The organism is Mycobacterium leprae TN, assembly GCF_000195855.1.
Classification (GTDB): domain Bacteria; phylum Actinomycetota; class Actinomycetes; order Mycobacteriales; family Mycobacteriaceae; genus Mycobacterium; species Mycobacterium leprae.
Genome location: NC_002677.1, coordinates 1444420 through 1470591, shown reverse-complemented (window position 1 = coordinate 1470591; position 26172 = coordinate 1444420). Strand labels below are relative to the sequence as shown.

The 26172-nt window shown below is 58.7% G+C and carries 11 protein-coding genes and 1 pseudogene; 5 read left to right on the top strand and 7 right to left on the bottom strand.

Going from position 1 to position 26172, the window contains the following annotated elements; all coding sequences use genetic code 11:
* The first annotated feature begins 1277 nt into the window (after positions 1–1277).
* The 3 genes from fadD21 (at position 1278) to ML_RS06190 (ending at position 4980) form a co-directional block, all read left to right on the top strand.
* Positions 1278–3017 (top strand): fatty-acid--AMP ligase FAAL21/FadD21, encoded by a 1740-nt coding sequence (fadD21, locus tag ML_RS06200; RefSeq protein ID WP_010908216.1) that lies wholly within the window; start codon positions 1278–1280, stop codon positions 3015–3017.
* Positions 3018–3046: 29 nt separating this feature from the next.
* Positions 3047–3739 (top strand): GAP family protein, encoded by a 693-nt coding sequence (locus ML_RS06195; RefSeq protein WP_010908215.1) that lies wholly within the window; start codon positions 3047–3049, stop codon positions 3737–3739.
* A 164-nt stretch (positions 3740–3903) separates the two neighbouring features.
* Positions 3904–4980 carry a PE-PPE domain-containing protein gene (locus ML_RS06190; RefSeq protein ID WP_010908214.1) on the top strand — a complete coding sequence of 359 codons (1077 nt, stop codon included), beginning with the start codon at positions 3904–3906 and terminating at the stop codon, positions 4978–4980.
* 427 nt (positions 4981–5407) lie between these two features.
* On the opposite strand, the gene ML_RS06185 is transcribed toward ML_RS06190, so the two are convergent.
* The 7 genes from ML_RS06185 to nadA form a co-directional block, all read right to left on the bottom strand.
* Positions 5408–8380: an MMPL/RND family transporter gene (locus ML_RS06185; RefSeq protein WP_414085556.1), complete on the bottom strand. Its 2973-nt coding sequence runs from the start codon at positions 8378–8380 to the stop codon at positions 5408–5410.
* A gap of 60 nt (positions 8381–8440) precedes the next feature.
* Positions 8441–9856 carry a condensation domain-containing protein gene (locus ML_RS06180; RefSeq protein ID WP_010908212.1) on the bottom strand — a complete coding sequence of 472 codons (1416 nt, stop codon included), beginning with the start codon at positions 9854–9856 and terminating at the stop codon, positions 8441–8443.
* 80 nt (positions 9857–9936) lie between these two features.
* Positions 9937–16293, bottom strand: a complete 6357-nt coding sequence (gene pks2, locus ML_RS06175) for a sulfolipid-1 biosynthesis phthioceranic/hydroxyphthioceranic acid synthase (RefSeq protein WP_010908211.1) — start codon at positions 16291–16293, stop codon at positions 9937–9939.
* A gap of 2105 nt (positions 16294–18398) precedes the next feature.
* A complete protein-coding gene (locus ML_RS17375; RefSeq protein WP_269147077.1) occupies positions 18399–18527 on the bottom strand; it encodes a hypothetical protein in 129 nt (42 codons plus the stop codon).
* A 1856-nt stretch (positions 18528–20383) separates the two neighbouring features.
* Positions 20384–21241, bottom strand: a complete 858-nt coding sequence (gene nadC, locus ML_RS06160; protein WP_162618323.1) for a carboxylating nicotinate-nucleotide diphosphorylase — start codon at positions 21239–21241, stop codon at positions 20384–20386.
* Positions 21241–22821, bottom strand: coding sequence for an L-aspartate oxidase (locus ML_RS06155; protein WP_162618322.1), 1581 nt, complete (start codon positions 22819–22821; stop codon positions 21241–21243). Before ML_RS06155 ends, nadC begins: the two co-directional genes overlap by 1 nt.
* Entirely contained in the window at positions 22821–23861 is a 1041-nt protein-coding gene (nadA, locus tag ML_RS06150) for a quinolinate synthase NadA (protein ID WP_414085555.1), read from the bottom strand. The genes ML_RS06155 and nadA overlap by 1 nt, the downstream gene beginning before the upstream one ends.
* A 64-nt stretch (positions 23862–23925) precedes the next feature.
* On the opposite strand from nadA, the gene ML_RS06145 reads away from it, so the two are divergent.
* Both ML_RS06145 and ML_RS17950 read left to right on the top strand, forming a co-directional pair.
* Positions 23926–24645, top strand: coding sequence for an NUDIX hydrolase (locus tag ML_RS06145; RefSeq protein WP_010908207.1), 720 nt, complete (start codon positions 23926–23928; stop codon positions 24643–24645).
* Positions 24646–24852: 207 nt separating this feature from the next.
* Positions 24853–26141, top strand: a pseudogene (locus ML_RS17950) (lipase family protein).
* The last annotated feature ends 31 nt before the right edge of the window (positions 26142–26172 follow it).

Genomic DNA, 26172 nt, shown 5'->3' with positions numbered 1-26172 from the left:
CGTGACTTCACGTCCGTCGCGCACGACACACCAGAAGTCGCGCGGGCTGGCCGGCAACCGGGGAATCGGCACGACGATAATCGCCACGTCGTCAGACATTTACGGGCTAAGTTCCGCGTCGAGTATGACGAACAGTTGGCTTTCAGTGACCCTTTCAGTGACCTTTGTGATGTCGTCGATACCCAAATGATTGGGGAAGCTCCGAATTCAACTCACGTTCCAGCACCACCTTGGTCAATTTCGTTGACCAACCCATCCGCGCCGGCGAAGCTACGCCCTAACACGCCCTTACTATGGGTTCTTCTGCCGGGGCATTTGGTAGACACCCCTGCTTCCCCAGGTGCGTATATTTAGAGGCTACCCGCCGGCCAAGTCGTCTGATGCGACAGCCACACCGCTAGACCTGACCATCATGGCAACAACACCTGCCATCAAACCCTGCCGGCTATCAAACCCTCCACCAATATGATTGCTGCAGATTTGCTTTCAAACGCCCCCTACATATATCTATAATAGCTAAATAGATATAGCGTCAGCACTGTACCACCCCGACGGCGGTTATCAGAAGCGTTAGGACTACATCTACAGGCAGTTGGCATCGGGCGCCTGTCCGATTTAAATCCATCCGAGACAGTCGAAACGAGCTACGCACGGTCGCACCCCAAACCTAGATGTCGTTTGGTCCGGGCTTAGTGTTATCAGATTACTCACGGCGAACCAGCTCCATTTGGATGCGATCAACCTCATCCTGAATATTATTAGAGTAGAGAAACGTTGAGCCCCCGAGGCGACGACACGCTAGCCCGAGGCGGCAAACAAGGCGCCCTAAATTAAGCATTTAAGAGACGCCGCCGCTAACACTCCGGTCAGATCACCGCCAGTTACCACGTCGTCAAGACCAGTTACTTCTTAATAGACACCATCGTCCACACCGCAAAGTTCGCTGAGGCCGGTGACGTGGACCTGTTCATCGACCGCACCAGCCAAACGAGCCCGCACCAGCAAAGCATCCGATTTACCTTCGCTGGTCTAAACACGCCTATGCCACCGCATGCCTAAACATCTCCCCTGTACCCGATCGCAATTGGTCACGTGACATCAGTGACGAAAAACGCAACTGCCTTAATTATCTTTTAGCGCCCAGCTGTCAACCCGCATCAGACTAGGTTGGCGAGCGATTCTGGTGAGTCGCGATTCGGTGCACAACCGTCTTTCCGTCTCATCCGCCCCACACCAGGCGTCCAGCCGATCCCAACTGAGGCGGTAACCTAAAGCCCATGCAAAACTCGTCCGTCCTTTCTTTCCTGCGCGAACGTGCCGGCCTGCAGCCAGACGATGAAGCATTCAGCTTCACCGACTACGAGCAGGATTGGGCGGGTGTCCGCAAAACACTGACTTGGGCGCAGCTGTATCAACGAACCTTGAACGTTGCGCACGAGCTCAGGCGGCACGGTTCGATAAGAGACCGGGCAGTGATATTGGCTCCCCAGGGGCTGGACTATATCATCGCGTTCCTGGGAGCTATGCAGGCTGGCTTTATCGCCGTTCCGCTGTCAGTACCTCAGGCCGGCTCCCATGACGAACGTGTCGGAGCTGTGCTTGCCGACACATCACCCTCGGTCGTCCTGACAACGTCTGCGGTTGCCGATGCGATCGCGAAATACGTTGACCACTCTGACACCGACACCGTCCCGGCGATCCTCGAAGTCGACTCACCAAATCTAGACGTCGAGAATAAATCGAATATTAGACTCACCGATGCGCCGAGCACAGCGTACTTACAGTACACCTCGGGTTCGACCCGCCTTCCAGCCGGGGTCATGGTCACGCACCGGAACCTTATGGTGAATTTCCAACAGTTGATGGCTGACTACTTCGCTCCCACTAACGGTGTGGCGCCACTCGATCTCACCATCGTGTCGTGGCTGCCGTTCTACCACGATATGGGCTTGGTTCTCGGCGTCGTCGCACCAATTCTGGGCGGCTGGCGGAGCGAGCTTACGAGTCCGATCTCGTTTTTGCAACGTCCAGCCAGGTGGATCCAAGCGATGGCCACCAGCAGCCACCCATTTTCTGCAGGACCGAACTTCGCCTTCGAATTGGCTGCACGCCGGACATCAGACGCAGATATAGCCGGCCTCGATCTCGGCGCTTGCCAGGGCATCATCAGCGGCAGTGAACGAATCCACCCCGCCACGCTAAATCGGTTCTCGGATCGGTTTGCCCGAATCAATTTCCGCGACGACATGATGCTACCCTCCTACGGGTTAGCTGAAGGAACTGTCTATGCCGCCAGCCGCCCTAAGGGAAGCTCGCCAGAGGTCGTTTATTTCGAACCCGCGAAGCTGTCGGAAGGCACCGTGAAACGGTGCGAAGCACGGACCGGCGCGCCACTGCTGAGCTACGGCACGCCGAAGTCACCAATAGTGCGAATCGTGGATTCCGACACGTGCATCGAGTGCCCAACAGGAAGGGTAGGCGAAATCTGGCTACATGGTGACAACGTCGCCGAAGGCTATTGGCACAAACCGGAGGAAACGCAACGTACCTTCGGCGGAAAGCTAGCTAACCCCTCGCCAGGCACACCCGAGGGACCGTGGTTGAGAACCGGAGACCTCGGGTTTATCTCCGAGGATGAGCTGTTCATCGTGGGCCGTATGAAAGATCTGCTGATCGTGTATGGACGCAACCACTACCCTGAAGACATCGAATCGACGGTCCAGGAAATCACCGGTGGTCGGGTCGCGGCGATATCCGTCCCGGTTGATGAGACCGAAAAATTGGTCACCATTATCGAAGTCAAAAAGCGCGGCGACTCCGACGCGGAAGCGATGCAGAAGCTCGTCGCCGTCAAAAACAACATCACCGCGGCTATATCCAAGTCACATGGTCTGAACGTAGCCGACCTCGTTCTGGTACCGCCGGGGTCAATTCCTACCACGACCAGCGGCAAGGTTAGGCGGACCGCCTGTGTCGAGCAGTATAGGCGGCAGCAGTTCTCCCGGTTAGACGGCTAAATCACACTAGCTGGCAACCACGAATTGCCATGTGGATCACAATCCTATTGATGGCCATCGCAATAAGCCTCGAGCCATTCCGGATCGGCATGACGGTACTGATGTTGAACAGACCCAGACCGACGCTGCAACTGCTTGTATTCCTGTGCAGCGGATTCACAATGGGGATGACCGTAGGTTTCGTTGTGTTGTTCGTCTTTCGACGCAGACTCATGGCCTCAATGCAATTGACGTTGCCCAAGGTGCAAATTCTGATCGGTGTGCTAGCTTTGCTGGTAGCTGCCGTATTGACGGTACAGGTCTGCATCAGTAGCGAACCGCCAGCGGAATCTCCCGTCGACAGTGCTTCTGGCCCACCGAAGCCGTCAAAGTGGGCACCAAGACCTCTAGCAAGACTGCTGAACGGGGATTCGCTCTGGGTCGCAGGCGTGGCCGGCCTGGGGATCGCGCTGCCTTCTGTGGACTATTTGGCCGCACTTGCCGTCATTTTGACCTCCGGCGCTGCAGCCACAACGCAAGTCGGTGCACTGCTGATGTTCAACGTCGTAGCTTTCGCGCTGATAGAGATCCCACTCGCCGCCTACCTGTTGGCACCCGACACGACACGGGCATGGACGGCGGCTCTGAACAACTGGATCCGTTCACGCCGCCGTCTCGAAGTTGCTACTCTGCTAGCCGGAGTCAGCTGCCTCCTGCTCGCAGTCGGCATAGCTGGTCTGTGAGTGGATGTCCAACTTGCTGTGTGGCAACCGGCAGCCATTGCAGGTACCATAAACTAGTGAAGACGTGCTTGCGTCGCGGCTCGGCGCCCATTGCGGCGCGAAAATCACTACCATCACTCGGATGCATAGCCCCAACGGGTTACTCGGAGAATAAGAATAACGAGATGAAACGACTACTGGCTACGACCCTCGCCGCCTTGACCGTGGGTACGGTTAGTGGATTTGGATCCACCGTCGCATCAAGCGAACCCGGGGAGCCATGGCTGCCACCCAGCCCGGTTCCGGTGCGTGAGAACTCACCCGCCAAAATCGTCTATGCGCTAGGCGGCGCGAGACCACCGACCTTTGACTGGGATTACTACACCATCCGGGCCGGCGACGAGTTTTTCCCGGACGTCAACCGCAAACTCATCGACTACCCCGCCAGAGCCCCTTTTCGCTATGTGCCAACATTTCTGGTACCGGGGCCTCGAGACGAAGTGACTATCGGCGAAGCGATTGCCGTAGCAACCAAAAACCTAAACCAAGCCATTCACCGGGGGACCGAGCCGGCCGCTGTCGTCGGTTTGTCCCAGGGTAGCCTTGCCCTCGACACAGAACAGGAACAGCTCGCCACTGACCCGACGGCACCACCACCAGACCAGTTAACGTTCAACACCTTCGGTGACCCCTCAGGATACCACGGATTCGGCAAGAGTGTGCTTGCCAGCATCTTCCGGCCCGGGGACTATATCCCGCTGATCGACTACACGATGCCCCAGCGTATGGACAGCCAGTACGACAGCAACAGAGTTGTCGCCGCATACGATGGGCTGTCCGAATTTCCTGACCGGGCAGACAACCTGTTAGCCCAGTTGAATTGCTTCGCTGGGGGAGCAATCTCGCACACTCCATCCGGATTCTTCAATCCTGAAGATGTGCCCCCGCAGAACATCAGGACCACTGTTAACTCGCGGGGCGCCAAAACAACGACGTATTTAATTCCGGTGAATCATCTTCCGTTGACGTTGCCACTGCGCTACCTCGGCTGGTCCGACGCTTTGGTGGATCAAATCGATGCGGTGCTACAGCCGAAAATCGATGCCGCGTATGCGTACAACGATAATCCCTTAAACAAGCCGATTTCCGTAGATCCTGTGAACGGCATGGACCCGATCGCCGGCATCGACGCGGAGCTCCGCGACAGCATCCTGAATGTTTTCGCCCAGCTCCGCTCGATCCTTCCACCGCCCCCGGGTTGACCTGAGTAGTTTTCAGGCAACGCACACCACAGCATCACAGCATCGTCAAGTTGTTAAGAGGAACGGATGCTTGGTCCACGATGTCGCGTGGTTAGCTACGAAACGACCAGCTCTTCTCTTGTTGTGCCAAGTTCAAATCAGTAAACCAGGATCCAAAAACTACTGACGAAACGTTCTTCCTCAAACGATCCGAATCCGAAGATCTTAGCCAGAGCTTCGGCAAGGTCGAGTGGTGGAGGTTCGGCAGCAGCCCAGCCAGGGTGTGGTTGCATGGCTTGAATGATTTAGATAACTTTCCCCAGCCCTGCCTCTCCTCGGGCCACCCAGTCTACCGAAAACAATGTAGGGCGCCAATCTAATTCAAGCTTTCAGCTTTCCGGTGATGCGTTGAACAGGGCTTTACTTCTTTGTGTCAAGTCGTCATCGACTACGCGTTGTTACCCCACGGCCGTGCGGGCCACCAACTCGCCCGTCTCAACAAAGCAGCGACCGCAGGCACGGTAATAGTACGGACAATGAAAGTGTCGAGCAAGATCCCGGACCCAAGCACGAAGCCTGCCTGCACGACAGTCGCGATGCTGGACAACAGCAGACCAAACATCGATGCAGCGAAGATTAAACCCGCCGCGGTTATGACTCCACCGGTGGAACGTACGGTGCGAATAACGCTTGCACGCAAGCCATGTGACGACTCGTCACGCAGCCGTGATGCGAGCAACATGTTGTAGTCAGCACCCACGGCGACCAGCACCACGAACGCCAATCCCGGCACGCTCCAATGCAATTGCTGCCGCAATAGCACCTGGAACACCAAGACACAGAGTCCGAGTGCCGACAGATACGAAACAATCACCGACCCGACGAGGTATATTGGCGCAACTATCGAGCGCAATAGTGCCATAAGGATCAAAAGCACCACAATCATCGTGACGATGACTATAAGCTGCAGATCTCGGTCGTAGTAGTCTCTGGTGTCTCGAAGCGTCACGGTATAGCCCGAAAGGTAGATCGACGCGTCCGACAATGTGGTGTTTGGCTGAGCACCTGTGGCGACGTTGAGGATCGTGTTGACCTGATCCATGGCCGCACTGCTGAACGGGTTGAGATCGGTTTGAATGAAGTACCGCACCGAATGGCCGTCTGGCGAGATGAATGCCTGGACGAGTTTCTTAAAATCTTCCGTATTGAGCAATTGCGGCGGCACATTGAATCCGGCCATGGACGGTTGAGATGCGTCTTGACCCATCTCCATCAAAAAGGCCGATGCCCGGGCAAGACTGGTGCCCATAGTCCTGGTCTGATCAACGAGCACCGCCACACCGTCGGCGATCCGACGTCCGGCGCTCGCAAGGTCGTTGACACCGTTTTGCAAACCGATCATCTTTGAGCGCATAACATTCGGATTATCCAGCCCCAAGGAGCGCAGCGACGTATTAACGGCGGTCAGTGTTTTCTCCAGACCACTGACCGTGGCGCCTATGGTCTGCGAGGACTGCGTCGACCCCAACTGCTTCCAGAGGTGGGCGATATTGTCCAGAGTTCCGTCTTCAGATGCGGTGAGCAGCTTGTGGAACTGAGCGCGCGCATCGGCGCAGATGGGATTAGTGTCGCAAAGCACACTGGAATCCAGAGCAATGACCACGGCGCCAACCCAGTTGATGTCGTTCATCGTGGTTGAGAAATTAATCCCAAACATGTTGCCGAGAGCACGCATACTCGAGACAAGCTTGCCGGCAGTGTCGATTTCGCCCAACGTCTTGCTGTCACCAAACATCTTCTGCGCGAACGCCAAATTGTCGAGCAACCCACTGATCCCTGCGACGGCCTGGCCAACTTGAATGCGTACGTCACCAAGCTTGTCTGCCAACAGACCAGCACCCGAGGCCAGTCGGTTCAAGTCGCCGGTGCTTTCACCGATGAGATGAGATGCACTGCCTAGCTGTTTACCAACCATGCCCGCCTGATACGTCGCACTAGTCTCTTCAAGCGGCTTTCCAGTGGGTCGAGTAACCCCACGGACCAGAGCAATGCCCGGAATCTGGCTCACTCGTTGCGCCAGCTCAGCCATATCGGCAAGGGCACGAGGCGTGCGCAGGTCGTGCGGCGATTGGATCAGCAGGTACTCCGGAATCGCTTGACCTACTGGGAAATGGCTTTCCAGGGCAGCATATCCGACAGAGCTCTCATCAGAGGCCGGTATCTGCTTGCGGTCATCGTAGTTGAATCGAACGAGGCTGGCGCACAGGGCCAACACAATCAGAATGACCATGCTCGCACTCAAGTAAGCCACTGGCCGGCGCACTATCCGCACCCCGGTTCGCCGCCAGAATGCGCCGGCGCGGTCACGCCGCGGCGCGACCCAACCACGCGTCCCGGCGAGCACCAGGAGGGCCGGCATCAAGGTCACCGCAGCCAAGAACGCTACCGCGATCCCAATCGCCAGTGCCGGACCGACCGTGGAAAACACTCTGATTTTGGTAAAGCTCATCCCTAGGAAAGTGATACCTACTGTTGCCGCCGACGCGGCGATCACCTTGCCTAGGGAAATCAGTGCTTGTCGCACGGCGCAACCCGCATCCTGCGCCGAACCAGACCCCATCCTAATGTAGTCGTGATACCTGCTGATGAGGAACACCGCATAATCAGTTCCCGCACCGGCGATCATCGCACTGAGCAACACGATCATCTGGTTGGAAACAGCCAGACCGGCCAGTACTGAGACGCCAGATACCACGGCCTGCGCAGTCATCAACGATGCACCGATCGTGATCAACGGCAACAACATGGTGATCGGGTTGCGATAGATAATCATCAAAATAGTTAGCAACAAAACGGCGATCACCAGCTCGATCGACGTGCGATCTCGTGCCCCGGCGTCCGTCAAGTCAGCGACGGTGGACGCCGGCCCCGTTAAGTTGGCCTTGAGAGACGATCCGGCTGTGCTTTCCAAGGTTTGTTTCACGATGCCCGCGACGCCTGCGTAGGCCTGATAGGACGCGGACGTGCCAAGCTCACCGGCCAGGACGATCGGCAGGATCCACGCCTTGCCGTCTTTGCTAACCAGTAACTCATGCAACGGCGGTGTGCTGAGGAAATCCTGTAACACCACAACGTCTTTGGTATCATTGCGCAGCCGATCCACCAGCGTGCGGTAAACGGTTTCGTCGGCCGGTCCTAACCCCTTGTCGTCGGTCAGCAGCACGATCAATACGTTTTCCGAATCCACCTCGTGAAATGCCTGGGAGATCTTTTTGGCTGCGACGCTCGACGGCGCATCAACAGGCAGAATCACGACGGGATGACGCTGAGTTAGCTCCGTCAACGACGGCACCGTCATCGGGAGCATCAGCGCAAGTAGAGTCCAGCAACCGATTACCACCCACGGCCACCGTGTGACGATGTCGCCTAACCGACTGAAGATGAGTTCACCCCCAATAGCGCCGCCCGGGTGCAACAGATATCATGCGACATTACGCCAGTGCCCACTTTCGGCGACGCACTCGAACACGGACTTCAACGTCTCCAGATAGCGGGCGACCGACTCCTGGGCTTCCGGATTATCCGGAAACATCACCGCCACCGCAGTCTCCTGCTCAACCCGGATCACGTAGATCGACATCTGATACGAGTAACGACCATCGCTATAGACGCCGATATTGAGGCCGTCCAATCCCGCGGTAAGCAATACCGAAAGCGGCGCGGTTCCCGCATCAAGAAAGTTGATCACTGGGAAGTTCGGCCGCGGCTTATGCACTGTCGGTGCCAATTCCACCACCCGGTCGTAGGGAACTTCAGCTAAGTGCACGTCGGTGTCGAAGCAATTCTGCGCGGCGCGCGCGGCATCGCCGAACGATGAGCCAGCAATAGGGACCGTGATCGGCACCAGTCCGGTGAACCAGCCTTGAGTCAAGACATCAGTCGGAATGCGACGGGTGTCGCGCGGTGTGAGCCCATAATAGGTGTCAGCACCGGTCAATTCGTACTCGGCCAGGCCGCAGCAAGCCAGCACGCCACCGACAAAACGAGCACCAGCAACTGTACATGCCGCTTCGAATCGATCCGTCTGCTGCTCATCGAGCATGGTTATGGTGACAATGTCGGCCTGAGTGGGCTCCAATGGATCACCGAGTGGCAGCGGGAAATCGGGAAAACTGCCTTCGTTCGGCTCAGCGAATTGGGTCCACGAGCGAATCTGTGGAGACTCCGCAGTGAGCATAGAGGTGAATCGGTGCTGGCGGCGGCAGAAGTCATCGTAGCTACCCGCCTCCGGCAGCTCGAGGGGACCAGCACCACTGACGAGTGCGCTGTACATCATATGGAATTCCATGAGCGTCACGCCAACGATCATCGCGTCCACATGGACGTGGTCGATACTGGCATAGAACGTGAAATGCTCCTCAGCTTGGATCACACCGAACTGGAAGCAGCCCCACTCCAGCGGATCTGGTGTACTCACCGCAAGTTCACGTATTTGTGCCAGCGACAGCTGGCCATGTTCGATGGGCACGAATTCGATGTCTGCGGGATCGCATAACGTGTGCCGGATGATTTCGCCTTCGTCGGTATACTCAAACCAGCTACGGTAGGTATCATGGCGGCGCAGGTGCGCGTTGACGATGTAGTTGATCGCACGGATATCACATTGGCCGAGCTGGTCACAGCTGACAATCATCAGCCGTGAGTAGTCGAGCCCCTTTGCTTTCTGCTCGACATAACCACGGATGTGCTGTGCTTGCATGTAGGCGACCGGTACCGAACTCACCGGCGCCTGCGACACCTTCTCGCAGGTAGCAGGTGTCGGTTGCCACGAGATGGTCTTCCCCGCTCGGGGTGCCCAATCCAGCAGTGTCCCCAGTGTCAACGGCCCTACCTGCAACGTGTTCTCCTTGACTCGAACTCCCCGCTATGCTCCCGTTGGGGCGTCTATAATCCCCCGAAGATATAGGCCGCCTGCCATCAAGTGGCAGTGACTGCCGATTCAGCTTCCGTAGCTGCCAGCTCTTCGCACAAATGCTCGGCTAGACTTCGAATTGTGGTGATTTTAGTGGGACTTATGCGTATCCCTGTCTCTGTCTCGATGCGGGTTCGTAATTCCAAATTCCCGAGCGAATCCAAACCATAGTCAGATAGCAGTCGATCGGGATCAATAGTGCGCCGCAGTAACAAGCTGATCTGCTCGGATACCAGCCGTCGAATCATGCTAGGCCATTCGTCTCGAGGCAACACTTTCAATTCAGCCAGGAACTTGCTTTTGTCTTTTTGGCCTTGGGAAATGGATCGGAACGCCTCGGCGAAGCGACTGTGTTGCGCAAAGGACTTCAACCACGGCGTTTCCATGATCGGCGCATAGCAGGAATAAGGACGATTATAGCGCAGCAGCGTCTGAAATACCCGAGCACCCTCAGTGGGTGCGATCGCTACACCGGCCATTTCTGCCAAAGCGGTGGCAAGACCAAGCTCACCCCAAGCCCCCCAAGCGATCGTGGTGCTGGCAAGGCCCTGTGCCCGGCGCCAATACGAGAAACCATCCAACCAACTGTTGGCCGCCGCATATGCGCCCTGACCCGGCGAACCGACCAGCGCGGCGGCCGTTGAGAACGAACAGAACCAATCCAGCAGCTGCGCGGTTTTTCCTTCTTGCAGGGCCTGGTGTAGGTTCCACGCGCCGTAGACCTTAGGCGCCCAACAACGGTCGATGAGGTCATCGGTGACGTTGGTCAACGTAGCGTCCTCGACCACCCCCGCTGCGTGTAGCACGCCACGAACCGGAAGCCCCGATTGAGTCGCCGCCACCACCAGGCGGTCAGCGACCCTAGGCTCAGCGATATCACCACACTCCACTTGGATATCGGCGCCCCCGGCACGCAACCGTTCGATAGTCTCTTGCGCTTGGGGATTAGGCGCCGAGCGAGAGTTGAGTACGATCCGTCCGCAGCCCGCTGCAGCCATCTCGGTGCCGAGGAACAGCCCTAAGCCGGTCAGCCCGCCAGTAACGATATAGGCACCGTCAGCGCGAAACGTACGAACCTGCTCCGGGGGAACCACAGCCACACTGGATCCGGTATGCGGCACATCCAGCAACACCTTGCCGGTGTGCCCGGCACCAGCGACTAGGCGGACGGCATTAGCCGTGTTATGAATTGGATAGTGCGTGGTCTGCGGCACAGGCAGCACACCCTCGGCGGTGCGTTGGTACACGGTGGTCAGCAAGCGCCGAACGGTGTCTGGGTGAGTATAAGTCAACAACGCCAAGTCGACCGCGTACAGCGAAAGGTTGCGGCGGAATGGGAACAAGCCAAGTCGGGTGTCGCCGTAGATGTCGCGTTTGCCGATCTCGACAAACCGCCCACCGAAAGCCAACAATTCGATTCCGGCGCGTTGCGCAGCGCCGGGCAGTGAGTTGAGCACGACGTCAACACCGTACCCCTTGGTGTCACGATGGATCTGTTCGGCGAACTCGAGGCTGCGCGAGTCGTAGACATGCTCAATACCCTTGTCGCGCAGCAGTTGTCGCCGCTGCGGACTACCCGCCGTCGCGAAGATCTCACACCCCGCGGCACGTGCGATCGCGATCGCCGCCTGTCCGACACCACCGGTCCCCGAATGAATCAGCACTTTATCGGTCTGTGAGATCCGGGCCAGATCGTGCAGACCGTACCAAGCGGTCGCAGCGACGGTAGGAACAGCCGCGGCCTCTTCCAGCGGCACCTCGGGCGAGAGCGTGACCGCGTGGCGGGCGTCGCAAATCACAAATGTGGTCCAGCAACCGTTGCGGGACACACCGCCGACCCGGTCACCGACCTTGTGATCGGTGACATTTAACCCGACTGCCGACACCACTCCAGCGAAGTCGATACCCAACAGTTGGCAGTAACCCTCGAAAGTGGGATACCGACCGAACGCGACCAGAACGTCGGCGAAGTTAACGGTGGATGCGGTGACCGCGACCTCGATCTCCCCCGGTCCCGGCGGTACCCGATCGAAAGCAACGAATTCCAACGAATCCAGGTCACCCGGAGTACGGATCTCTAGACGCATGCCATCGTGTTCGTTCTGCACGACAACGGTTCGCCGTTCGGCCTGGCGCAACGGACCGGGGCGCAGTCGGGCTGTATACCACTCGCCGTCCCGCCAGCCGGTCTCGTCCTCATCCGAGCCGCTGCGCAGTTGCCGAGCCACTTGTGTGGCGATCGTCGCTTGGTTGGTTTCTTCAACGTCGATCTGAGTGACACTCAAGTACGGGTGTTCGGAGTCAATCACCCGTATCAGCCCGCGCAGCCCGACCTGCTCCAGGTTGGCCAGGTCACCCGTCTTGATGCTTGCGGCATTTCTAGTCACTACAAAGAGGCGAGGCCGCTCACCGGGGAGTTCGGAGATCTCGCGGACGATAGTGATAAGGTGAGATACATAGTCCCTGCCGCGCCGCAATGCTGGCGATTCTGCCACAGTGGCGGGTGGGGCGGTCACTACGACGACGCCGGTCAGTCCCTTGAGGGCACCGTGACCAATGGAGGAACTCACGCCGTCTCTAGACAGCAGCGAACACAGCTGCGCGGTATCGATTTGTCCGAGCGGCAACGACACCGCGGTGCAATGCCCGCCATCGGCGTTTAGTGCATCGCCGAGTTGCTGAACCAACGGATCCTCGGCGGACGCGCCGAGCACTAACCAGGATCCACGCTCACGCTGCGTCACCTCAGGCAGTTCGCGCGGTTCCCACTCAACGGTAAACAGCCGCTCGTCGAGCACTCGATTGGCACATTCGTGCTCCGAGGCGCCCCCAGCCAGACGCAGCCCCTCGACCAGCAACAACACCGCTCCAGACTGGTCCAGAACTTCCAAGTCAACTTCGCACTCACCAGCTCGCGATGTCTTGACCCGGGTGAGGCAGTATTGCGCGTTGCGCATCGAGTGGTAGTTAAGCAGTCTGCGCACATATACGGGCAGCAGCAGACCGCCGGCGCCCGCCTTTTGCACCTCGGGTGCAACGATGACCGACTGGAAGCACGCATCGAGCAATGCAGGGTGACTTGTGTATGATGCTTGCTGCGAGCGAATGGCCCCAGGCAGCGCGACCTCAGCAAGCACCGTAGAGACATCCTCATTGGTCCCAGCGGCAGTGTATACTGCAGTGAGGCCCGAGAAGGCCAGGCCGTACTGGATGCCGATGGCGTCGAAGGTTGCCCGCAAATCGGCGCCTTCCGTGCGCAGCGGATGGCTGGCGATTAGCGCGTCGATGCTGTGTGAGGCCGGCTGCTGATTGACTCGGTCCTCCAGGGCCCGTAAGACCGCACTTGCCCGCCGAACACGTTCGCCTTCCTCATAAGTTTCCACCGCGAACTCGAGGACGCCAGGAGCCGAAACCGTTGCCGCCGACGATGCCATCGTTTCACGATCCAAAAGCAGCGTCTGCTCGAACTTAATGTCGCGGACCTCTGATGCTTCGCCAAGAGTCACGCGCGCGGCGGTTAAGGCCATCTCACAGTAAGCAGCACCGGGAAACGCGGCTACGTCGTGGATCTGGTGGTCGCCGAGCCATGGATGTGCCTCGGTGCCGACCCGGCCTTGCCATACATGGCGCTCCGGTTCCTCGAACAGATGCACATGTGCCCCGAGTAGTGGATGAACAGCCTGGACCGCGGCGCCGTGCGCAGGATGGTCCACCGACTCGCGACTCAGCATCAGCTCCCGACGGGTCCAGGTAGGTAATGGTGCATCCACCAGGCACCCATTGGGGTACTGGACGGAGAAATCGACCAAGGCGCCGGCGCTATGCACATCGGCGATGAAACCACGTAATCCGAACGGCAGTTCCTGCTCACGCCGCATGGCGGCCAACGCGCTGACCGGCATGTCGAGACTGGCAGCGTTTTGCTCGATCGCATAGGTCAACAGGGGGTGTGGCGCCAGCTCCCCGAAGACTCGAAAGCCATCCTTGAGTGCCGCCTGCACGGCCGCCGCGAATCGCACCGTGTAGCGTAGGTTTTCCGCCCAGTATTCACCGGTGAACGACGGCCGCTCACGAGGGTCCCACAGGGTCGCGGAATAATACGGAACTTTCGGCTCAGTTGGTTTGAGATCGGCAAGGGTTTCGACCAAGTCGTCAAGAATCGGTTCGACCTGCGGCGTATGTGAAGCGACGTCGACAGCTACCTCACGCACCATCACGTCCTGTGCCTGCCATGCGGCCAACAGATGCCGAATCGCCTGGGTGTCACCACCGACGACGGTCGATGTTGGTGAGGCTACGACGGCCAGCACAACATCCGACAGCCCGCGAATAGAGAGTTCGGAAAGCACTTGTTGGCCAGGTAGCTCCACTGACGCCATAGCGCCGCTGCCCGCAACACGCGACATCAGTTGCGAGCGACGGCAAATGACGCGCAAACCGTCTTCGCAAGACAGTGCGCCCGCGGCGACGGCTGCCGCAGCCTCACCGAGCGAATGTCCGATGACTGCCCCCGGATACACTCCGTAGGACTTCATCGTGGCAGCCAACGCCACCTGGATTGCGAAGATCGTCGGCTGGACCCGGTCAATACCGGTTACCTTCTCAGCCACCGTCAGCGCCTCGGTGACCGAAAACCCTGATTCCTCGACAATCACCGGTTCCATCGCCGCGATGGCCGCGGCGAACACCGGCTCCTTCGCGAACAACTCAGCGCCCATACCGGCCCACTGTGACCCCTGCCCGGAGAACACCCACACCGGTCCGCGGTCATCTTGCCCCACAGCGGACTGATACGGAATCTCGCTGCCGGCGATTTCACGCAGTCCCCGGCTGAGTTCAGCAAAGCTGCTCGCCAGGACCATCGTCCGCACTGGACGGTATCCACGGCGGCGCGACAGCGTATAGCCCAAATCCCACAGCCCAGTGTGTTTAGTCCCGCTGCCGTGTTCGTCGACCCAATCCGCCATTCGGGCAGCCGTCGCACGCAATTGCTCAACCGACGTGGCCGACAGCGGAAACAACAGCGGGCCATTGACTTTAGATACTGCCGGGGAGTCCTTACCTGAATTCTCTGGTGCTTGCTCGAGGATCGCGTGCACGTTGGTGCCAGACATGCCATACGACGACACCGCGGCACGCCGTGGCTGCTGGACATCGACGGGCCAGGGCGTATTAACCTGCGGCACAAAAAGTTCGGTGGTAATCTCAGCCAGTTGATCAGGCAGCCGAGTGAAGTGCAGGTTTTTCGGAACCACGCCATGCTGTAGCGCCAGGATTGCCTTCATCATCCCCAGAGGTCCTGATGTCGACTGCATGTGGCCAAAGTTTGTCTTAGTCGATGCCAGCGCACAACGTCCCGCAGTTCCGTAAACCGCCGCCAGGCTCGCATATTCGATCGGATCTCCGACCGGGGTGCCGGTACCGTGCGCTTCGATCAGGCCGACCGTGGTGGGGTCAACGCCGCCCACGGCCAACGCCTTGTGATATACTGCGATTTGTGCCTGCTCCGATGGTGCTGCTATGTGCACAGTGTGGCCATCCTGATTAGCCGCGGTGCCGCGTAGCACCGCCAGGATTCGGTCACCGTCACGCTCAGCGTCGGGCATCCGCTTGAGTAACAGCACCACACAGCCCTCGCCAGACACGAATCCGTCGGCTGCGACATCGAAGGCATGGCAACGACCGGTGGGCGACAACATTCCCTGCAGCGAACCCGAAACCGACTTCCGTGGCTCCAGCGTCACGACGACGCCACCGGCAAGGGCCAGATCGCTTTCGCCGCAATCCAAACTGCCGCGGGCCTGGTGCACAGCCATCAAGCCCGACGAGCACGCCGTGTCCACCGTGACCGCCGGACCGTGCAACCCAAGTGTGTAAGCCACTCGCCCGGACGCGAAGCTGTTACTGGTGCCGGTGAAACCGTACGGTCCCTCCGTGGCACCACAATCGGCGGACAACAGTTCATAGTCCCCATGCGTCAGTCCCACAAAGACGCCGGTCGCAGACCCCGCGAGTGTCGCTGGGTCAAGACCCGCATGCTCGATGGCATCCCACGACGTTTCCAGCAACAGGCGATGTTGCGGGTCGATCGCGATGGCCTCACGCTCAGTCATACCAAAGAAATCGCAGTCAAAGCCGCCAACATCATCCAGGAAGGCGCCCCATCGTGATACCGACCGGCCAGGCACCCCTGGTTCAGGATCGTAATACAAATCCGCGTCCCAGCGCTCCTTGGGAATCTCGGTCACCAGGTCGTCGCCACGCAACAACGCCTCCCAAAGGCGCTGCGGAGAATCGATCCCGCCGGGAAGCCGACAAGCCATACCAATGACAGCCACCGGCGTAACGTTTGCGGCTCGCAATGTGCAGTCCCCTCTATAGATAGCTCAATGGCGCTCAGCAGTCTCGCCACGTAAGCGCAGGAAAACTCCGACATAACTGCCGTACCACTATGTACGGCGCATTCAGGCTAAGGATCGTTCGGGCTCAGGATCGCCAGATGTCGCGGGTGGTAGTTTACCGGCAAATAGTGACAAGTCCGATATTGACGTGGCAGATCCCACAGCGGAAGAGTTTCCAACGGCGACCGAACCCGGCTACACGTCGACCTGACGCTAGGCATATATCTCAGCAAGGAACTGCTCGACGGCCACCGCGGCGTGTACCGCCCAGGCATACGCGAGGAATGTCGAAAGCGCTTTGCTTGCAAAGTAATTCGACTTAGAACACGGGCTGGCAACTAACCTCGCGCAGTCGCTTTGTGAAGTTGTGCGCCTATTCAACCCGGACCAACGAGTTGTTACGGCTACATAGCATAAAACCCGGGTGCGTCTTGATCGATGTGCGTGATTGGCGACGCGACACGAAAATCGCGCAGGTGGTCACTGCACTTCAGTGTAAACACGTACTTCTGCGCTATCGGCAGCATAATCGTATGCATCGAGTTGATCAGAGACCAGTGAAGTCATAAACACCGTAGAACGGAACAACCGCTTGCACCCGGATGTCAGCCTTCTCGAAGCCCGGCGGAAACTGTGGATCGTTGGGGATTCTCGTGACAACAAGAAAAGTAAAAAGATACCCATCGGCCGAGCCACCGGTGATCGAAATCCAGTCCGGGTTACTGCCCTACTCGGCGATGTGCTCCTTTATTCACGCAATCGCGTACTTGAATCAGGCCAGGTGGCACGCGGGTTGAGCCGATAGTTGATCACCACGTAGACCCAATCCAGCTAGGTCAAAAGGCCCATCAGCGGGTGTACCTGTCCACGTTTGTTTCCGACCATCCGAGCCTCCCGGGAACTTACAGCAACACTGGAACCTGTCCGTCGCGGTCCAAGTCGGGACGTCGCCAAATGTCGAGCTGGTTCCCGGAGCCACACTGCCAGTAACTGACATCGGCGTCATACGCATAACCGCAATAGATCCTCAATATACGCGCAACGCCGGGTTTCTTCGGGATGGCACCAACCGAAGCGCGGGCCGCTTCCACAAGTCGCCCAGTTCAGTGCTACAGTCGGGGTCGAATCCTAGCCACCCAATACCGCAGTCTACAGCTTGTTGGCCCTGTGTCCGATGCGGTGCAGACTCCATAACCCCAGCCACGACAGTACCGAGCCAGCTAAATCGGTGTATCCCCGTTGGCTGGACGCCGAAGACCTGAGCGGTAAGCTTCGAGCTGAGCAAACTGTAACCGAACACGTACGTCGAGCCGTAACCATGCCGCGTCAAAGGCCGACAACCATTGGCGGTGCACACGAACCCCAGCGTTGAACACCAACACTGCTGCCAGTTGCTTTCACCGTATTCCTTGGCTTCCCCCCAAGTCTGTCGTTACTGAATCTGACGGGCTGACTGATGACGGCTAGCTGGGTCAGTCTCTGTGGGTTCATCAATCACGGAAGATACGCCAAGTCGATCATCGACATGAGACGGTCACCGCTCTAGCGGGCTTTGCTGGTGACCCGCGATAGCGGATCGGACTGGATGTCGGCACCCCCACGCCTGGGATGAAACATCACACTGATCTCGCCGGCGCTGTCGCCTAAGACGATCTGACGATCCACTGAAGTGTGTGTGTGTGTGTGTCCATGTTGACTAAATGTCCTCGGCTGAACTTTACCAGTCTTTCCAAGGTGGCGCATTGTCCGGGCACCAGGCCAGCCATATTGTCTATCGACAACGGGCGCTCCGGGTTTGCTGGGTGCTCATAGGCGTCGACATCCTAACCCCTTGCCTTACGACACCCGTAAGTCAACCTTGTTGAGTTAGCATACGACCTGTTCCTCAAACCGTTCAGGGTAAGCCTCCTGAATCCGAGATTGCACGTCATAAAGCACTATCGCCGCTTTAGCATCCGAGATTAGGTTGACGGCCGAGCGATCTTACGGAACAACAACACCGTCACGTTGGTATCGGGATGTTCGTCGCACGTCTTGACGACCAACATCTGCGCGGCCCCATCGACTCACCGGCCTGGACACTCCACCACTCGTAGCTGAATGTCGAATTCGTAGTGATCCCAACGCTTTCGCAACTTCTCGGCGTAGGTCACGTCGACCATGAAATGCACCGCGATGAGATCGTCGACTCGCATCTTTTACCGTACCACAGAACTTCGATCACCCAAGGTCAACCGAGTTCACGAGAACAAACAACTAAAGTATAATCATACTTCACCAACTCGGGGCAGTCAGTACGAAACTTCTCGATAATAACGGCCTAGGTTCGATATTCTGGGTTGAGTCGCATCAACACAAACGACCAGCACCGCGAATACCACAACATAACAGCCACAGGCTTCCAGTGAACTTGGTCACCGGGAAAATCCCCACGGGGTTCTTACACAGGACCACCCATGGAAAAGTAATCGCCCCCGGGTTCCCAGTAAGTCAGATGATGTCTGGTCATCCTGTAACCAGGTAGTGGAGAATCCACTAAACACGCCGATTCCGGGTGAACGCACATACGAAGCCTCGTACTGGTTTCCCACCACTACCCCACCGCTGCTTCCCTTGAACTGCAGGTTGCTGTCGTGTTTTGCTGTGTTGCGGGGTTTTTGTTGGTGGGTGGCTGACTGCCTGCTTTCGATGAGGCTTCGTGTGCTTTGCCGCAGTGGACACGATTAGCGCGGCGCACGTAAGCATGTCGGTGGTGGATGCTGCTTGGTCTACATGTTGATGATGCCAGGGGCTGGGCACCTGGGCTGTGCTGAAGGCGATATCGATGCAGGCGTGAGTGTGAGGATAGTTGTTAGCGCCGCGGGGTAGGGGCGTTTTAGTGTGCATGTCATGGCCTTGAGGTGTCGGCGTGGTCAATGTGGCCGCACCTGAACAGGCACGTCCCCGTGCACGGTATAACTATTCGCACCTGATGTTATCCCTTGCACCATTTCTGCCGCTGGTATCGGTGTCGGCGGCTTGTTGACCGGCCCTCAGCCAGCAAGCAGGCATGCCGCCGGGTGCAGCAGTATCGTGTTAGTGAACAGTGCATCGATGATCCGGCCGTCGGCGGCACATACGGCAACCTTCTAGCGCAGATCAACCACCCACACCCCACCAGCCCACCACAACACCACCACCCAAACCCAAACCAGCAAAAAATAACCACCAAATGACCATCACGACGACACCTTGAAGTCTAAACGGACAAGTTACTGGTTACTGGCCGGGCGCGGCGTCTGGCACCAGGGGCATATTGCGTCAGTACCGCCGGCAGCGGCCAAAGCAGCGCCTGCCCCGGACATTGTGATTTCGGGGTCGGACACCTCGCGCCATGCGTATCACCCAGCCTCTGTAAACACCAACTGCCTCCTTGCAAAAATTTTTGAGCGATCATTCAAAAACATTTTTTCAGTATTTTTGTGGTACAATGAGATTTGATCATAGCTGCGCACGGCTGCTTGAGACGACCGCAGTATTGTTTCGCCTCTAAGGATTACGCTCCGAACTCGGTTAGCCAGATTCTAGAACGTCTGGTGTTAAACCCGGTTCGCTGTATCACCACTTCCCGCAGGGCAAGCAACAGTTGGCCGCCGCGGTAAGTGGACAGCGCCGGGATCGGCACCAAACAGTTGCTGCGTCGATTACTGATTACCAAACGGCCGGTGGCCGACATTGTCGATCGGTGAATCGACCTACTTGTGGCTAGGCTGGCCGGTGATCAGCACGACGACTAGTCCCATCGAGCCGATCGCCACCGAATCGGTAAACGTAATTTTACCTAATACACGCAACTTATGCACGTGCATGCACAGGTTGGCATGCGCCGCTCGAGAATCGAGCGGCGTACGGAAGACTGGTCAGCGGCACACGCGGAACAGATTGGGCTCACACTGATCTCGGATCTCGTTGATTGAAGCAGCGCTGATCCTCTCCCGAATCGCTAGCGATTCGGGAGAGGATCAGCGCTTCCAGACCCACGGCCCGCACATTGATTGCTGCGCGAGTAAACCTACAAATCCAAGCCGATGTCGAGAATTCGCACCGAGTGAGTCAACGCACCGACGGCGAGGTAATCTACGCCGGTCCCCGCGTAGATCGCCGCATTCTCGAGGCTCAGCCCACCGGATGATTCTAGCAGGACGGTAGGTGCTCGGATGTCTCGACGTTGCACCGCTACTTGTGTCTGCCACACTGGGAAATTGTCCAGCAGGATCAGTTCGGGCTCCTCAGCCAGCATGGCATCAAGCTGCTCGAGTGAGTCCACTTCGACTTCGCACGGAAGCTCAGGCGCAGCTGCCCTCACTGCCCGCAGCGCGTCAACCACCGATCCTACAGCGGCAACATGGTTGTCCTTGATCAAGGCGGTATCACCGAGCCCCAGTCGATGGTTGACACCGCCGCCGACACGCACCGCGTACTTCTGCAGCGCACGCAGACCAGGAAGCGTCTTACGGGTATCTCGGATCTTGGCTTTTGTGCCACGTACGGCGTCAACCCAGGCCACCGTCACAGTGGCTATCCCGGACATGTGGCAGACCAGGTTCAACATGGTCCGCTCAGCCGTCAACAGCCCTCGGGCTGCTGCCTGCACGGTCAGCAGTGGTTGACCTGATTGCAACCGGGCACCGTCCTCAACGCGATAGAGAACCCGGTAGCCGTCGACGCCGAACACCTCATCGAGGACCAGCAACGCCACATCCACCCCGGCAATCACACCCGGCTCGCGAGGCACCATCGACCCCGTGACGACCGTACCAGCCGGCACGGTGGCCTGCGTAGTGATGTCGAGCCCGTACCGTAGATCCTCATGCAGAGCGCGCCGAATAGTGTCTCGCGCCGCATCGAATTCGCAGTCGGACAGCATTATCAACCCACCGTCGCCAATGCCTCCGCACGCACCAAGTTTTGGTCGTCAGCCAGTCGAATCACAGTGCTGCGGGCGTGTTCTGGCGCGGTGTCCGGATACTCTGTGCAGTGGTGACAACCCCGACTTTCATTGCGGGCCAAGGCCGCAGCTGCTACTGCCCGGGCAGTCAGCGTCAACGCAACGTCTTCGAAATCGCGGCGGCCGGTCACGTGGCGGATCGGCGCCTCAGCCAGCGTGTCGGACAACCGCTGCAGACCTGCGGCGTTGCGCATCACCGCGGCATCTCGGCTCATCACGCGTTGGAGTTCACGGCGCTTCAGCGCGTGATGGGTGACAGGCTCGAGCTTGGATACATACGCACGCCCAGCCGCCGCCGCATGTGCGGCCGCAGCCCTTCCGGCGCGGCCACCGACCACCAAGCCTTCCAACAAGCTGTTGGACGCCAAACGGTTAGCACCGTGCATCCCGGTGCGGGCCACCTCTCCAGCGGCGAACAGCCCAGCCAGCTCGGTTTGACCGTACGCATCGGTGACGATGCCACCGCAGCTGTAGTGTGCGCCCGGAACAACCGGGATCGGTTCACGGGCCGGGTCGATACCAACAGTCCGGCATGCGGCGGTGACGGTGGGGAACCGGGAAGCGAAGCCGTCGATGCCGCGGGCGTCGAGGTAGACGCACGAATCGCCAGTGGCCTTCAGGCGCGCGTCGATAGCAGCAGCGACAACATCGCGCGGCGCCAGATCACCCAGTGGATGCACCCCTGATGTTACCGAATTACCTTTGCTATCAAGCAAAATCGCACCTTCACCGCGGATGGCTTCGGTTACTAGTGGCCGCCGACCACCGGTGCCAGTACCCGCCGCGAAAAGCATGGTCGGGTGGAATTGGATGAACTCGAGATCGCTAACCGCCACGCCAGCCCACAGCGCCAGCGCGATTCCGTCGCCAGTGGACCCCTCAGGATTGGTGGTCGCGCCGTAGAGGTGCCCGAGCCCACCGGAGGCCAGGATCACCGAAGGTGCGCTGACGATACCCCACCCGTTTGGGTTGAGCACCGACACACCGTTCACCACGGTGCCATCGTGCAACACTCGCAGGGCAAGGTGGCTAGTGCGGATGTCCAACACGTCAGCGGCGTGGTCGAGCGCCCGCTGCACCTCGGCGCCGGTGGCATCGCCACCGGCGTGCACGATGCGTCGTCGCGAGTGCCCTCCTTCACACGTCACCGCCCATCGCCCGGGAATCGATTCGTCGAAACGCGCTCCGTAACCGACTAATTCGGTAACCGCGTGGTAGCCTTCGGCTACAATCGAATACACGGTGTCGAGATTGCACATGCCTGCCCCTGCCGCCAGGGTGTCGGAAGCATGGGCGTCAACAGAATCGTCGGAACCCGGTAACACGACTGCGATGCCGCCTTGCGCGTAGTGCGTCGCTGTCTCGCCGCGCCGCTGATCGGCTTTGGTAAGTACGACGACGTTGCGACCGGCGCGGTGGGCGGCAAGCGCGGCAGCCAAGCCCGCCACGCCGGTTCCTATTACCACCACGTCAGCCGCGTGCTTCCAGTCGGGAACGGCCATCATTCGCCACCGCCAGGCAGCCCGATTTCGATCATACGCTGCACACTGCGCCGGCCCGCCGCCGCGATTTCCGAGTCGACGTGAACCTCGTCGGTCCCCTCGACCAGACAACGCAACAGTGCACCGGGGGTGATCATCTTCATGTACTTGCACGACGCGCGGTCGTTGACCGCGCGGAAGTCGATTTCCGGTGCTGCCCGGCGCAGCTGATACAACATGCCGACCTCAGTGGCGACCAAAATTTTGCGGTACTGCGTCTGCCTAGCGGCAGTTAGCATGCCGCCAGTGGACAAGATCTTGACTCGGTCCGGCGGGAACGCGCCTTCGCCAGCGAGGTACAGCGCCGAGGTCGAGCAACCACATTCCGGGTGTACAAAGAGCTCGGCGTCGGGATTTGCGCGAGCCTGATCAACGAGCTCGTCGCCGTTGATCCCGGCGTGCACGTGGCATTCCCCCATCCACACATACACGTTCTTGCGGCCGGTCACGCGACGAACATGAGCGCCCAGAAATTGGTCTGGGCAGAACAACACCTCGCGACTGGGGTCGATGGACTCGACGACGTCCACTGCATTTGACGAGGTGCAACAGATATCGGTGAGCGCCTTCACTTCCGCCGTGGTGTTGACATAAGACACCACAGCAGCGCCGGGGTGCTCGTCTTTCCAGGCACACAGCTCGTCGGGGGTGATTGAATCGGCCAGTGAACAGCCCGCCCGCTGGTCCGGGATGAGCACGGTCTTGTTCGGGCTTAGGATCTTGGCTGTCTCGGCCATAAAGTGCACACCGCAGAACACGATAGTCTCCTCGGGCACCTCGGCAGCGATCCGCGACAGCGCCAGCGAGTCCCCCACGTAGTCAGCGATGTCCTGGATGGCGGGCAACTGATAGTTGTGCGCAAGCACAGTGGCGCCACGCAATCGCGTCAACCGACGAATCTCAGTAGCCCACTGCTCGTCACCGTCCACGCCGGCGTAGCCGACCGGTGAATCGGTAATGCCAGCAATCACGACAGTCATGTCGCCGGCGAGCGGCTCCATGCCATTCAGCACCGTCACGGCAGCTCCTTTCGGCACAGGAGGTTTTCGACTTATAATCGAAAACATGGCCTATGCTAGCACCGCACACGAAGTGCTAGCTGTCGTGTTCCAGGTTCGCCGAGTTGCCGAGCAGGTGAAGGGAACCCCGCAAAAGGCAAAACCGCAACTTAGCGTGCTGTTATGGGAACGTTCCCAGGATCCGCAACGAGGCGCATGGTCGCTGCCGGGCGGACGGCTGCGCAATGACGAGGACATGACCTATTCGGTTAGGCGCCAATTGGCCGAAAAAGTCGATCTTCGGGAGCTCGCACATTTGGAGCAGCTCGCCGTGTTCTCCGAACCTGCCCGACTACCGGGCACTCGGATGATCGCGTCCACCTTTCTGGGATTAGTTCCCTCCCCCGCCACCCCCGAGTTGCCGCCAGACACCCGCTGGCACCCGCTGAACACGCTGCCATCGATGGCCTTCGATCACGGCCCGATGGTTACGCACGCACGCGCCAGACTGGTCGCCAAAATGTCCTACACAAACATCGGATTCGCTCTGGCTCCAAAGGAATTCGCGTTATCAACGCTGCGTGACATCTACGGCGCGACGCTAGGGTATCAGGTCGACGCAACGAATCTGCAACGGGTACTGGCCCGTCGCAGCGTCATCATCCAGACTGGAACCGTAGCGCAGTCGGGCCGTAGCGGCGGACGCCCGGCCGCGTTGTATCGATTCACCGACTCACAGTTAAGGGTTACTGACGAATTTGCCGCGCTGCGGCCGCCCGGGAATTAACCACGCGGTCATTACTGGAGCACTACCTGTACTGACGGAAACAACGCGGCGTTTTTAGGGTAGTGGATATCGGCGTGAACACAAGTGTGAACTCGCTAACCACACAGCCCGATGGTATGGCCGCCGGCCGTTCATGCGCACGAATACCGACTGGTCACGAAGAAAGCCTCGTAGTGGAGCTCGCCAACCTGGCGAAAGCGAGGGGAGTTGATCAGCCGCCCGCTGCGTGAGAAGTTGCAACATAAATATACATCTATACATCCACCGCTGCCGTCTAAAAATTCCTTTAGCCGCCGCCTGGCTATCACCACACCACACCGGGACCGTGCTGCGCTCCCACGACGTCGTCGAGATGGCGTTCCTGGATCTGATCCCGTACCCCCTTGCACCACAAGCCAGCTGCTCTGTCGAACGATGGACATGAACGTCAAGCCAGAGGCGATGGTGACCATGGTGATCCTCCCGGCCGGACCAGCCCCGCTACCATCGCATCAGTGCGTGATCGGACACTATGTCGTCCCGCCGTTTTTCGTCCTATGCTCTGCAACGAAAGGCCAAGGCCTGAGGTTCACTGACCCAATTCGAGCTTTTGATGACCATTGCTGCCCTCGCCGAGGAATGAGCAATCTCGGTACCCGACCACAAAGGGCCCCACGGATTGTGGGGTTCGCTCTAATGAGCCTGGCTATTACGTGCTGGACGGCATCCGGGCCACCCTGGACTCTAAAAATCCATCGGATTTTGCCCCCAGTTACGCCAATCGGGCTGTAGGGGGATATTCCGGCGACGGACTAGCCAACCCCGTGGGCTGCTGAAGTATGTGCCGAGTAGGCACCCAAGCTGGACATCGTCGGAGCGGTGCCGGGATCATCGATCGGCGACCCAGGCCATACCTTCCGTCAACTCAACGGCGACTTCCTTGCAAGTTTGCCAGCACTGATGGTGGTCGCCCCCTATCACACACCTATCCCGCTCTGGACAAAGTCATCAAAGAGCACGCTAACGACGAAGGACGCGCCCTGCCAACGCGGCTGAAACAGATGACGACGGTGGGCGCGGTCATCAAGATGGCGGGAAGAACATTCAGTGGCTATATCCACAAACCGCTCGCGGAAACCCTGTCCAGACCGACGGTTGCGCATGTTTTCAACAACATCAAACTGAGCTCCGGAGTGCCAAACCGCCAAATCTTGATCGTGCAGGCCATCCACGACTAAACTTCATGACCGTGCTAGCCGACGCCTATTTGGCCGGTAGTGCCAACATGACCGATCACCAGAACCCGTTAGCGAGCACATCTCCCTGCATCCGCTATCCGTCCTGATACCCCTGAGCTGGTTCGCGGACCAGCTCGCCAGTCGACCGCTGATCAATCAGCTCATCAGGACCAGCTGGCTAACGATGCTCAATCTCGCAACCTACGTCAGCCTAGTACGAATAGCGATAATTGCCCCAAGGTCATCATCGGCGGGAAAGTGCATCATCACCCGCTCTGACAGCTGTTACGGCACACAGGCTTCGGGCTCC

Coding starts and splice junctions, on each gene's coding strand:
- nadA (WP_414085555.1), bottom strand. CDS start 23,861: ATGGAGCCGCTCGCCGGCGACATGACTGTCGTGATTGCTGGCATTACC.
- ML_RS06195 (WP_010908215.1), top strand. CDS start 3,047: ATGTGGATCACAATCCTATTGATGGCCATCGCAATAAGCCTCGAGCCA.
- fadD21 (WP_010908216.1), top strand. CDS start 1,278: ATGCAAAACTCGTCCGTCCTTTCTTTCCTGCGCGAACGTGCCGGCCTG.
- ML_RS17375 (WP_269147077.1), bottom strand. CDS start 18,527: ATGCGAGTCGACGATCTCATCGCGGTGCATTTCATGGTCGACGTGACC.
- ML_RS06145 (WP_010908207.1), top strand. CDS start 23,926: ATGGCCTATGCTAGCACCGCACACGAAGTGCTAGCTGTCGTGTTCCAG.
- ML_RS06155 (WP_162618322.1), bottom strand. CDS start 22,821: ATGGCCGTTCCCGACTGGAAGCACGCGGCTGACGTGGTGGTAATAGGA.
- ML_RS06190 (WP_010908214.1), top strand. CDS start 3,904: ATGAAACGACTACTGGCTACGACCCTCGCCGCCTTGACCGTGGGTACG.